The following is a 12,234-nucleotide window of genomic DNA, read 5'->3' as shown; positions in this document are numbered from 1 at the left end:
GCAAAGACGCGATCGACCTAGTCGCGAAGGGTTATGCTCGGCGAAGCGCTGAACAGCGAGAGCGCCTGGAGTCCTCGGCTGCCAGCTTTGCCATGGATGGCTTCACCCACACTGATGAGGCCAGATCCGCCTTGATGCACCGCTTGTTCAGCGTCATCGGTCGGTCTCAACTGGCCACCGATCAGGCCAAGGCCGTGCTTGACGCGATGTCCACCGAGGCGCTCGGGAGAAGCAAGCAGAACGAGAGGCTGTTCAGGATCACCAGCGGATCGGGGCCGACCGAGCCGTACTTCTGGATCCGGGATCTTGACAAGTCCTTGCCGGGCAATGCTGCCGCGATACAGGCGTTTGACGCCGCCAAGAAGGTGCATGAAACACAGCGTGGCAAACAGGGTGACGACATCGGCACCGAGCAGACGCTGTCGCTGTTGGAAGCCGTTGCGAGCAGCCTTCATGCACCGGACCTGCATCCCGCCTTGCGCCTGAACGGGGAGGGCTTGATCGGCGAGGGGTGCAATCACTTAGCCCAGGGTGAGCGGCTGGTGGCCACGGACCAGTTCGATCCCGGGGATCGGTTTCTCGCGTTGCTGCGCATTGCAAGCACCTCGGCCAACCCGGATGTCGACGACACCACGGAGAGCGACTACGAGCGGTCTCAATCGTGGGGTGGGCCTGCCGCGCGAATCGAGGCCGCCGCGGCAGCGCTGGACGCCTGCCTGCAGCGTGAAGACCTGTATCTTCGCCTTGTGGCGGACATCGACCGCCTCATGAGTGATCCCCATCCTGCCACGCGGTCACAGTGCATCGGGCATCTGGTGCGCATCTGGAACATTGACCGGGAAGGGTTTTGGTCTCACCTGACGTCCCGGTTGAGGGACGAGACGAACCTTGCCGTCCTGAAGTCAACAGTGGGCGTTCTGCATTCGGTCATCCACGCGGATCCTGGGCGAACGGAGCCCCTGGTCTACGACTTGATGGCGAGGTACGTCGGCACGCCCAAGGAATCGGACGCGGAGGAAATGCTGGCTGACCTGTTCGCCATCCTGCACGTCACCTACGACCGTGCGACGGCGGACACCAAGTTGACGGAATGGATGACCAGCCCTGCAGACCACAGCAGCGCGCTTGGCACCATTCTCTACACGCTACGCGAAGCGGTCGTGCTCGGACTTCAGGCCGATCAGGCAGGCAACGACGACGTCAGGCGCCGCTCCCAGGCCTTGATGCATCGCATCGTCGTTGCTGCGGACGCGCAGCTGGCCGCAGTTGACTTCTCGCAACCTATGCCGGAAGAGCAGAAGACGCGCCTCCGCGCTTCTGCGGAGCTCGTAGACAAGGCGGCAATGCAGCTCTACTTCGCGACGGAACGCGCTACCGGTGGCTCGGGCCTCGACGATGCAGCGTGTGCCGTCTTCCTGAACGAAGTGTGGCCGACGCTGGAGTTGATCGGCCGCCAGCCCAACGCCCACACCATCTATCAACTACTGCAGCTCATCGAGGTGCTCGCACCACAGGATCCGATCAAGGCATTCGATCTCACGGCTCACGCCATTCGAACCGGCGGATCGAATGGCGGGTATCAGTTCGAGGCATTGGGCGCTGAACTGATGGTGCGACTGATCAGCGGTTTCCTGGCGGACAACAAGGAGATCTTTGAGGACGAACAACGACGCCAGGCGCTGGTTGATTGCCTTGAGATATTCATGGAGGCTGGCTGGACTTCGGCACGCAAGCTGCTCTACCGCTTGCCGGAGCTGCTCCAGTGAGTCGCATGGCGCGCAAGGCGGATTTCCCGGGAAAGTTCGCCGAACTCTTGGAACGTCTAGAAGCAACGGATGGACCAATCGCTGCAGCGCCCTACGCGGGTGGTCCCGTCGGTGACCTGCACGAGCATGCGACGCGCGTGTATTTCCTTGACGCCATGATCGAGCTGCTGGGGTGGACCCTGGGCCTGGGTGGGGATGTCGTAGAAGAGGCGCGGCTGAAGGACAAGACGACGACGCGCATGGACTACCTAGGCAAGGCGTGTGAGACCGACGTCCCCGCGCTGCTGATCGAAGCCAAGGCATGGGAAAAGCCCTTTCTGCAGCCTCGCAAGGATGGGGCCTTCCGAGTTGACGACGTATTGGCGAACGCCATCGACCATTGGCGCGGGGGCGGTAAGACCGCGGAATCGCCGCTTGCCGGCGATTGGCCGGACTACATCGTCCAGGTCGGCAACTACGTCAGTCGCCTGTACAAGCTCCACGGGCATCGGTTGCCGAGGGCCGTCATTTGCAGTGGCGAATGGATTGTCGTCTTCATCGATCCGGTAGCTGCGTTTGTGGAAGGTCCCGCTCAGAGCAACTCCATCAAGCACTTCGAGAAGAAAAACTACAAAAACGACGCCCCGCAGCTCTATGAGTTGCTATCCAAGGATTCGTTGGTCGAGGAGACGCCGGCCAGCGTCCGCCCGACGGAGATCTCGAACTTCTTGACGAGCGACACGCTCGACAAGTGCTTCCACGCGGTGCTGGTGAGCTATGAGACGGCAGGTACATCTCTATTTGGAAAGAAGCCAAGGATTGCAATCCATCCGGCACTCGTGCTTCAAGGTCTCGACGGCATGCGGTTGACGGTGTTGGAGGAGACGGATGCCGAGTACATGGAGTACGGTAGGGATGAACACGGGGTGGACTTGTTCTTGGACGCCCATGTGGCTTCGATTGGCGAGGCCGCCGCGGCCCTCTTGAAAAGGACCTCGGAGCAACTCGGCGTCGAACTCCACCCGTCTTCAACCGTCGATTTCCGCGGTTTTCCAAGGCAGCCATTGCATGGTGTCGAAGTCTTCACATCGTTTGTGAAGGACCTGCCGAAACACAAGGACAACTGGATCGTCGTCACTGGCCAGGACACGCACTTTGTGAGGGCGCGTCCAGACCTGGCCTGTGACTTCCACAGCTGGGGGACCTGCAAGGCCGCACATCGCGCGGCGGGTGATTCAGCCATCTTGAGGTCGACGATTACACCCAGGGTACTGTTCGCTGACGATAAGCCTCATCACTGTGCGCATCGCGACATGCTAGATCGGCGCAGATCGCGTTGCCAGGTCCCGATGATCGATGACCGACTTTGCTGCCGCGGTTGCACGTTCGCGCCGGTGTGCTGGCCAGGCACTGTCAATCCACCGCTGCCTTGTGGGTGGACGGCTTGAGAACAACTTCGCGCGTAAGCGTTATCCGGCTCGCTATGTCGTGATGGAGTCAGACACGGTCAACGAGGAGCGGACGCCTGTCTTTATCCGGGCCACCGCGCTGCTTTCCACTTTGGAGCAGGCGCTCGATTTCCAGCGAGATCGAATCTGTAACACGTCCCATAATATTTGTTTGTTGAATTCACGGAATGCGCATCGCCCTCGTCGCCATTTTCTGCAGTGTCGCGGCCATACGAGGAAGCCGCTCCCCAACGACTGGCAGTCGCTACAGCAGTAGGAGAGCCTGACAAGCCCGAGGGGCTGAGGTCAGCCTGTAACGAATATTCGTTCGCGAAGTAGTGAGCCAGCAGTGACAACAAATCCAGCGTCGAGAGCGGTCGTTCGCATATGTCGGTTCATGGCCCATAGCGGAAATACTGTTTACGGTGCCAACTATCGATAACTACATATTGGCGATAGTCACCCTCACCGCCCACTGCATCCTCATCCTCGCAGCACAGACAGCGTCCATTCCTCAAACAGCCGAATACTCCGCTGCTCCCGCCGCTCAGGCGGATAGGTGAGGAAGTAGGCATTCCCGCTGTCGACCTCGAGGTCAAAGGGCGTCACCACCTTCTGCGAAGCAATCAGGACCGTGAACAGCGCCGCGTCGGTGACGGCAACGCCCAGGCCGCGCTCCGCGCTCTGGACGCACATGTCTACCGTGTCAAACAGCTGCTCACGCGCGCCCTGCAGGTCGGGCACGCCGGCGCCGCGCAGCCAGGTCAGCCATTCGTGCCGGTTGGCGGTGGCATGCAAGAGGGTCACACCGGCGAGGTCGCTCGGCTCGCGCAGGCTGACGGCGAGCTGCGGCGTGCACAGGGGTACCAGGCGCTCGCGCATCAGCGGCACTTCGACCAGGTTAGACCAGCCGCCTTTGCCGTGGGCAATGATGACGTCGGCATCGGTGTTGCTGAAATCGAGTGCGTCTGTCCAGTGGGTCGTAGACAAAAGGCTTTACCAGCATGATGCTGCCGCCGAGACAATCACTTCATCCGTCCCGCGCTAGGCTCACACACCCCAGCCATGAATAAAAAGGTACACGTTCCGCCCGTGTAACCACCGCCCAACGACAACCAAAGACGGCTCGCCCAACGCCGCCAACACTGGCAAGATCAGCACAAGGCTGGCGGGGCAACAAAAACAAGACTTTTATGCCCCGGCTGGCGTGAAGCCAATGGAACACGGCGCACCGCCAAACGGCCGCGCCGCAATCCCCGATACCTGGCAAAGAAGGTCTTCATGAAGATCTCCCCAAGCGAAGGCGGGCAGATTCCATAAGCCAAATAATAGGTAGAAGCCCCCAATCCCACCCTCTTCTTCCCACCCGGTACTCAAGGGAAAATCACTGATATTGTTATTGCCCGCACCCCGCCCCGCTCACAGAAGAATCCGCTCTCAATGACGCCCACCACGCCAGCAGCCCCCGAAGGCGCCGTTCGATGACCCCACGCGAGACCTGGATCAGCGTGCAGCTGGCCCGCACGTTTATGCAAAATGCGCGGCCTACGCTGCATGCGGCCGTGCTGATCATTCTGGTGGTGGTGGCAATGCTGCATGGGCGTGTGGCGCCATGGGATTTGTGGGTATGGACCCTGGCCACCGGCTCCATGACGCTGCTGCGTTATGCCATCCTGCATGCTTACCGCCACCGCCTGGCGGAGGCCGACGGGGTGGCGCTGCGGGAGTTCATGTCGCTCCTTGGATGGGCCTGGCCCTTGAGCGCGGTGGTCTGGGGCTCGCTGATGTTTGTGGTGTACCGCCAGGCCCCCATTGAAGACCAGCTGGTGTGCATCATGATCCTGGGGGGCATCGCGGTGGTCGCGGTGGCTTCGGGCCCGCCGAGCTTGCGTACCGTCTCAGCGTACTGCAACGGCTTGAGTGCCTCGGTGCTGGCGGCCCTGGCCTGGCGAGTAGACCTGACGGGGGGTGTTCCTTCGGTGCTCGACACCGGCGCCGAGATGGGGGTGGTGCTGGTTTTCCTGTGGGTGGCCCATGTGACGGGCCGGCGCATGTACCGGGCCCAGCACATGAGCCTGGAGCGGCAGTTCGACCGCCAGGAACTGATCAAGGCTCTGGAGGAGCGAAAACAGGCCCTGGCGGAGGCGGAGGCCGTGCGGAGCAGCTTTATTGCCAGCGCCGCGCATGAGCTGCGCCACCCCGTGCAGGCGCTGGGCCCGTATGCCGACTGGCTGACCAAAGAGCCGGAGTTCGCGGCGCAGATTGCGCGCAAGATTGGCGATTCGACACGCAAGATTGACGAGCTGTTTGAATCGCTGTTCAGCCTGGCGGGGCTGGAACCGGCTTCGCTGAGCGTGCACCTGCAGCCGGTAGACCTTGGCGCGCTGGTCCACACGCTGGCCGAAGAGCACACGCCGCAGGCGCGCGAAAAAGGCCTGCGACTGCGCACCCGAACCGCCGCGGGACGGGCGGTGTCAGACCCGGTGCTGCTCACGCGGCTGGTGGGTTGCCTGCTGTCCAATGCCTTGCGCAACACGCATGGCGGCGGTGTGTTGCTGGCCGCGCGGCAGCGCCGGGGCAAGTGGCGCATAGAGCTGTGGGACACAGGCACGGGCGTTGCGCGTGAACGCCAGCAGACTTTCTCTGAAGGCATTCCGCAGCAGGGCATGGCCGAGGGCTTTGGGCTGGAGCTGGCGGTCGTCTACCGACTGAGCCAGCTGCTGGGGCACCCGGTGGGCATGACGGAACGCCAGGGACGCGGCAGCGTCTTCTGGGTGGAGCTGCCCCGATACGAGGAGGTTGAGAAAAGCGGAAATGCTCCCCGGGGGCCTCTACCTGGGCCTCTATCTGGGCCAGTAATTGGGCCTACACCTCCACCGCAGGCAACGCCTTCCGCAACCGCCCGGGCGAAACACCATACAGCTGTTGAAAGTGCCGGATGAAGTGCGAGGCATCGGCAAAGCCGCATTCGTAGGCGATGGTGCTCACCGGTGAATCGGTTGAGGTCAGCAGCCACCGGCCGTATTTCAGCCGCGAGTTGCGGTAAAACCCTGAAGGGGAAGCGCCCGTTTCTGCCAGAAAGACCCGTTCAAGTTGCCGGCTGCTGGAATCCACAATTTTGGCGATGACGGAAATTTCAAGCGGCGTGGTGATGTTCTTTTCCATCAGCACAATCGCCTGGCGGAGCTTGTCATTGTCGGCACAGGCATAACCCAGCGCGCGCCGGCGTGCGACGTGCGAGATGGCGGATTTGCGGGTTACCGTCATCTGGTGCACGACCTTGGCGGCGCGGTCCGGGCCGCAGTGCAGGCGAATCAGCTCGGTGGCCAGCTCGATGATCGAGATGCCGCCCGCGCAGGTGATCCGGTCACCATCAAAGATGTAGTCGCAGTTGGTGGTGAAGGGTAGATCGGGAAAGGCTTCCTTCCAGTCATTGACATGGAAGGGATGAACGCAGGCCATGCGGCCTTGCATGAACCCATGCCGCGCGAGCACAAAGCTGCCGGTGCAAATGCCGATCAACGGCACACCGGCTTTTGCGGCGTGGTTCAGAAACTTCACACCTCGAGGGTCGGCCGTTTTCATGAAGGGCAGCAAGCCCCCGATCACAGCCACGTAATCAAAGTTGCAGTCCGACGAAGCCGCGGGCAGCGTGGCCACTTCGACGCCGCAGCTGGAGGCCACGGTCTCGCCGGCGGCGCTGAGCACCGCCCACGTGCAGCGAAGCTGCCGGCTCTGGTCGCCCAGGTCTGCGGCGTGGCGCAGCGCATCGCACAGCCCCGCCAGCGACAACAGGGGAAAACGCGGGCACAGAAAAATACCGACCCGCAGTTCCACACCGGTTTTGGGAGGCGTTTTGGCCTTGGCCGCGTCAAGCCGGTCCACCAGCTGGTTGCCCTCATCCTGTACGCCGGCCGCCCTGTTGACCTTCGCGGGTGCACGCTTTGCGCGCTTTACCGCCGCAGCTTTGGGCGCAGAAGCGCCCTTCGTAGGTAATTTTCCCGAATGTCGCATACGTTCAATTTACACGCCAAAGCTTCCTATGACAAGTTGACGGCGCTTCATACCATCCACCCCGTCAGTGAGAGTTTCGTTAAACCACCATCAGGAGTTTTCATGAAAAAAACATTCGCCGCACGCCTCTTGTGCATGCTTCTCGCCGCGGGGGCGGTACTGCCGGCTGCCAACGCCCAGGCCTTGCAAACCGTTGAAAAAGACGCGTTGACGATCGCCTTCACCGGTGACATGCCGGGCACCGGCTACCAGGACGGCGCCATGATTGGCTACGACGGCGAGATCCTTCAGCGCGTGGCTGAGGCCGTGAAGCTCAAGGTCAAGCCCGCCCTCATGGAATGGTCGGGCACCATTGCTTCGGTGCAGGCCAAACGTGTCGACGTGATGGCCGGCACCATGGGCTGGACCGAGCAGCGCTCGAAGATCATGACCTTGAGCGACCCGATTCATTACTTCAAGAACGGCATCACCCAGTCGAGCAAGACCAACTGGTCGCACCTGAAGGACCTGGAAGGCAAAAAGGTCGGCACGATCACCGGTTTTTCGTTCATTCCGGAGCTTCGCAAAATCACCGGCCTGCAATTGACGATGTATGACACATCCGACGCGGCAGTGCGCGACCTGCTGGCCGGCCGTATTGACGCCGTCATCGGCGACCCGCCCGTGATGCAGTACGCCATTTCGCGTAACCCGCAGTGGAAGCTCAAGTTCAACGCCTTTGTTGACAACAACCCGGACTACCCCCTGCTCACCGGGCTGGGCCAGGTGGTGTTTGGCCTGAACAAGGACAACCCGGAACTCGCCAAGGCCGTGAACGCGGAAATCGCCAAGCTCTGGCAGAGCTGTGAGCTCAAAAAGATCGGCGGCAAATACGGCCTGGTGCAAGACGTCTGGTATGTGCCCGTGGGCCAGAACTTCCGCGCCGGCGTAGACCGCCCTGCCGACTGGAAATTGCCGTCCTGCAAGTAAGCCCTTCGAAGCATGGATACAGGCGAACGCGTGTTTTTCTCATGCGTTCGTCTGCGTCAAAAAACTGAACCCAATGAACAACACACTGTTAAAAGTCGACGGGCTGAAAAAAAGCTACGGCCCGCTCGAAGTGCTCAAGGGAATTTCCTTTGACCTGCGTAAAGGCGAAACCCTTTCGCTGATCGGGCCCAGCGGCTCCGGAAAGTCGACCTGCCTGCGCTGCCTGAATTTTCTGGAACAACCAGGCGAAGGCGCCATCGTGCTTGACGGTGAACGGATAGGCCAGGTGCCAACCCGGCACGGCGGGTTCCGCTTCATGAATGACCKCGAACTCGCGCCGCAGCGCCGCGAGATCGGCATGGTGTTCCAGTTGTTTTATTTGTGGCCGCACCTGAACGTTCGCGACAACGTCGCCCTGGGCTCCATCAAGGCCGGCGGCATGTCGAAGCCCGAAGCCTATGAGCTGGCCGACGCCATGCTGGAGAAGGTTCACCTTTCCAGCAAGGCGAATGAATACCCGGAGCGTTTGTCCGGAGGGCAACAGCAGCGCGTGGCCATTGCCAGGGCCCTGGCCCAGCAACCCAAGCTCATTCTTTTTGACGAACCGACTTCTGCGCTTGACCCTGAGCTGGTCGGCGAGGTGCTGACGGTAATTCGTGAGCTGGCCGAAGAAGGCCGCTCGATGATTCTGGTCACGCACGAAATCCGCTTTGCCAGGGACGTGGCCGACCGCGTGATCTTCATGGACGGCGGCCACATTGTTGAGCAGGGCCCCGCTCTGGACGTCATCAACAACCCGCAGCTGGAACGCACCCGCAGCTTTCTCGGCCAGGTGGCGGACAACCCGGGGCTGGCCAGGTGATGGAACAGCTTGGAATTTTCGGGGGCATCCTCGCTGTGCTGGTGGGTGGCGCGGTCACCGCCGCGGTGGTGGCCCTGGGTGCTTTCGTCATTGCGCTGGCAGGCGGAATGCTGCTGGCGGTGACAGTCACATTCGCGCGCTTTCGTTTGCTGAAGCTGGCCATTGYCGCCTACATCGAATGGATGCGCAACGTTCCGGCATTGGCACACCTCTTTGTGATCTATTTCGGGCTGGCGGCGGTGGGCATACGGCTCTCGCCGCTGGTGGCGGCGATTTTGGGCCTGGGGCTGGTTGGCGCAGCGGTGTTGTGCGATGTATTTGTCGCCGGGCTCAAGTGCCTTCATGCCGGCCAGCGCGAGGCCGCCCTTTCCGTCGGAATGACACCGCGGCAGGCGCTGATTCATATTCTTCTTCCACAAATGCTGCGGGTGACGTGGCTATCCCTCGGCAACTACACCAGCCAGCTGCTCAAAGACACGTCTATTGCCTCTGCGATTGCCGCGCCGGAAATCATGTTTTTTGCCAGGAACCTGGTGACCTCTACCTTTGAAACCACTTTGATCTACCTTGCCGCCATGCTGTTGTACGCGGCCATGGTGCTGCCGGTCAGTTGGGGATTTGCCAAGGCCGAAAGCCGCATGGAGAACAAGCGATGAACAGTTTTTTTGCGGTCTTCCTGCAATACTGGCCCGACTGGGCTCCCCGCCTTGCAGAGGCGGCCAAAGTAACGGCAAAGCTGTCATCTGCGGGCTTTGTGATGGCCCTGCTTCTGGGCGCGGCCCTGGCGGCCATGATCCGCAGCGGCCGGCCGGCCCTGCGCTTTGCCGCCAACTTCTTCATTCAGTTCGTGYGCACCGTGCCCTTGCTCGCGCTGCTGCTGGCACTCTACTTTGCGTTGCCGCCGCTCGGGCTTACGCTGCCGGGCTTCTGGGCCGGGGTGATCGGGTTGGGCCTGCACGGCGCGGCGTATGTTGCCGAGATTTTGCGCGGAGGCCTGCAGTCGATTCACCGCGGGCAGCGCGAAGCAGCCCTGGCCGTTGGCCTGGCGCCGCACCAGGTGTTTATGCATGTGGTGTTTCCCCAGGCGCTGCGCGTCATGCTGCCACCCTTGCTGAACACCTATGTGGCGCTGTTAAAAGACAGCTCGCTGTGCGCATTGATCGCCACGGACGAACTCATGCTGACGGCGCGGGCCATGTCCAGCGAGTTCTTCCTGCCCCTGCACATATTCCTGCTGGTGGGCGCCTTTTACTTTGCCATTGCCTTTCCCTTGTCAATGCTTTCGCGCGCGCTTGAAAAGCGCCTCTCGCGCGGCCGGCGGGTCATGGGTGCTGCATGACCTCCATCGCCAATTCCTCTCTCAACACATCGCTTGCCTACGCCTCCATGGAGCAGACGCTCGAAGCGCTTGCCAGCGGAGAGACCAACAGCGAAACACTGGTCGAAAACCAGCTCTCGCGCATAGACGCCTTTGACGCCAAGCTGCACGCCTATGTAGACCTCTATGCAGATGAAGCCTTGCAGGCCGCCCGCGGCCTGGACAAGCTCAGGCAGGCCGGCTTCACGGTGGGCCCGCTGCATGGTGTGACCATTGCCGTCAAAGACCTTTTTGAAATTAAAGGCCACGCCATCACCGCGGGTTCCAGATCGCTCCCGCCGCGCACCTCCACCGTCACAGCGACGGTGGTCGACCGGTTGAGGGCAGCCGGCGCCATCGTGCTGGGGAAAACACACACGGTGGAATTTGCCTTTGGCGGCTGGGGAACCAATACTTCCATGGGCACACCCTGGAACCCCTGGGACCTTGAAACCCACCGTGTGCCCGGCGGCTCCAGCAGCGGCTCGGCCGTGGCGGTTTCGGCGGGCATGGCCAGCGCAGCGCTGGGCACGGACACCGGCGGCTCCGTTCGCATTCCGGCCGGGCTCTGCGGGCTGGTGGGGCTGAAAACGACACATGGTCTGATCAGCCGCTACGGCCTGATTGACCTGTGCCCCACGCATGACACGGTGGGGCCCATCACGCGGACCGTGAAGGATTGCGCAACGCTGCTGGACGTGCTGGCGGGGCCCGACCCGCAGGACGCGGCATCCCGCTTTTCGCCCTCGCGTTCGGTTTCAAAAGAGATTGAAAAAGATGTCAGGGGAATGCGGGTCTGGACCCTGCCAAAAGCTGAACGCGAAGACGTGGACCCGGAAGTGCTGAAGGCTTATGACAGGTCTCTTTCCGTATTCACCGGGCTCGGCATGACCCTGGTGGACAAGCCGCTTCCGCAAAGCCTGGCGCAATCCATGCGCATTGCAGGCAGCCTGATGAGCGCCGAAGGCTATGCCAATCTCGGCACGCTTTTTGAGCGCAGTGAGCTGGAGTTTGACCCGAACATCAAGCGGCGGATCATGCTGGGCCGGGACATCGGGGCCGCCCAGTACATCAGCCTGCTGCGCGACCGCGAGTCTGCGAAAGCCGCGATGCTGGAGGCCATGGACGGCGTGGATGTTTGTGTATTTCCGACCAACGCCATTACCGCCATTCCCGTCAGCGAGGTCGATGAACTCGCCACGCCACTGTCGCGCTTCGGGCGCTTTGTGAACCTGCTTGATTTGTGTTCGGTGGCCGTTCCGGCAGGGCTTTCGGCCAACGGCCTTCCGGTTTCCATTCAGGTGATCGGGCGCCCGTTTGCCGAACCCACGATATTGCGCGCGGCGTTTGCGTTTGAGAAGGCAACGCCATGGAACCGCCTGCATCCCGCAGGCCTTGAGCTGGAGCGCTGAAGGGGCGGCGCTGCGGCGTGGTGGGCCGCCGTCGGTTTTCGCCTACAAAAATCAGCGCCAGCCTGGCTGGAGTTCGCTTTGCGCCTTGCTGAAAATGCACTGATCATGCCCAGCACTGCGGCTCACCTTCCCGACAGCACGTCCCCGGCAGCCGCAACGTCGCTGTGGCCGCGCATCCGCCGCTGGGTGTTTCCTGCGCTGGGCATCGTCGTCCTGGGTTTGCTGGTTTCCCATGCCCACAAGGTGGACTGGGAAGGCGCCTGGCAGACGCTGCGGCGCTACTCGCCTCTTTTGCTGCTTGCCGTGCTGGGCCTGGCCACGGCCAGCCATGCGCTGTATGGCTGCTTTGACCTGATTGGCCGGCAGCACACGCGCCACAAGCTGCCGCGCCTGCAGACCTGGGCCATTGCGGTCACCAGCTATGCCT

10 protein-coding genes and 1 pseudogene are annotated in these 12,234 nt (G+C 61.8%); 9 read left to right on the top strand and 2 right to left on the bottom strand.

Features of this window, described 5'->3' with window-relative positions:
• On the top strand, positions 1–1,766 hold a 1,766-nt coding region (locus AC1D1P_RS05095; protein ID WP_477672278.1), incomplete at its 5' end, for a hypothetical protein.
• Complete coding sequence (locus AC1D1P_RS05090; RefSeq protein ID WP_477672277.1) at positions 1,763–3,193, top strand: hypothetical protein; 1,431 nt, start codon at positions 1,763–1,765, stop codon at positions 3,191–3,193. The genes AC1D1P_RS05095 and AC1D1P_RS05090, both read left to right, overlap by 4 nt.
• A gap of 483 nt (positions 3,194–3,676) precedes the next feature.
• Here the strand turns inward: AC1D1P_RS05090 and AC1D1P_RS05085 are convergent, their stop codons facing one another.
• Positions 3,677–4,183 (bottom strand): LysR substrate-binding domain-containing protein, encoded by a 507-nt coding sequence (locus AC1D1P_RS05085; RefSeq protein ID WP_477672276.1) that lies wholly within the window; start codon positions 4,181–4,183, stop codon positions 3,677–3,679.
• 491 nt (positions 4,184–4,674) lie between these two features.
• Here AC1D1P_RS05085 and AC1D1P_RS05080 point away from each other — a divergent pair, with 491 nt between their 5' ends.
• The gene (locus tag AC1D1P_RS05080; protein WP_477672275.1) at positions 4,675–6,135 is read left to right on the top strand and encodes a sensor histidine kinase; all 1,461 of its coding nucleotides are present in this window, start codon (positions 4,675–4,677) and stop codon (positions 6,133–6,135) included.
• Here the strand turns inward: AC1D1P_RS05080 and AC1D1P_RS05075 are convergent.
• Positions 6,059–7,207: a GlxA family transcriptional regulator gene (locus AC1D1P_RS05075; RefSeq protein WP_477672274.1), complete on the bottom strand. Its 1,149-nt coding sequence runs from the start codon at positions 7,205–7,207 to the stop codon at positions 6,059–6,061. The genes AC1D1P_RS05080 and AC1D1P_RS05075 overlap by 77 nt on opposite strands.
• Positions 7,208–7,309: 102 nt before the next feature.
• On the opposite strand from AC1D1P_RS05075, the gene AC1D1P_RS05070 reads away from it, so the two are divergent.
• From AC1D1P_RS05070 to AC1D1P_RS05045, 6 genes and pseudogenes are all read left to right on the top strand, one after another.
• On the top strand, positions 7,310–8,176 hold the full coding sequence (locus AC1D1P_RS05070) for a substrate-binding periplasmic protein (protein WP_457282112.1): 867 nt from the start codon (positions 7,310–7,312) through the stop codon (positions 8,174–8,176).
• A 73-nt stretch (positions 8,177–8,249) separates the two neighbouring features.
• A complete protein-coding gene (locus AC1D1P_RS05065; protein ID WP_477672273.1) occupies positions 8,250–9,038 on the top strand; it encodes an amino acid ABC transporter ATP-binding protein in 789 nt (262 codons plus the stop codon).
• Positions 9,038–9,694, top strand: coding sequence for an amino acid ABC transporter permease (locus AC1D1P_RS05060; protein ID WP_477672272.1), 657 nt, complete (start codon positions 9,038–9,040; stop codon positions 9,692–9,694). Before AC1D1P_RS05065 ends, AC1D1P_RS05060 begins: the two co-directional genes overlap by 1 nt.
• Entirely contained in the window at positions 9,691–10,377 is a 687-nt protein-coding gene (locus AC1D1P_RS05055) for an amino acid ABC transporter permease (RefSeq protein ID WP_477672271.1), read from the top strand. Before AC1D1P_RS05060 ends, AC1D1P_RS05055 begins: the two co-directional genes overlap by 4 nt.
• Entirely contained in the window at positions 10,374–11,807 is a 1,434-nt protein-coding gene (locus AC1D1P_RS05050; protein WP_477672270.1) for an amidase, read from the top strand. Before AC1D1P_RS05055 ends, AC1D1P_RS05050 begins: the two co-directional genes overlap by 4 nt.
• 105 nt (positions 11,808–11,912) lie before the next feature.
• Positions 11,913–12,234: pseudogene (locus AC1D1P_RS05045) on the top strand (lysylphosphatidylglycerol synthase domain-containing protein); the annotation flags it as partial.

This window comes from Polaromonas sp. P1_E1_2 (assembly GCF_056406035.1).
Note: the sequence above shows the minus strand (reverse complement) of the source record. Positions and strands in the feature narration are given on the sequence as shown.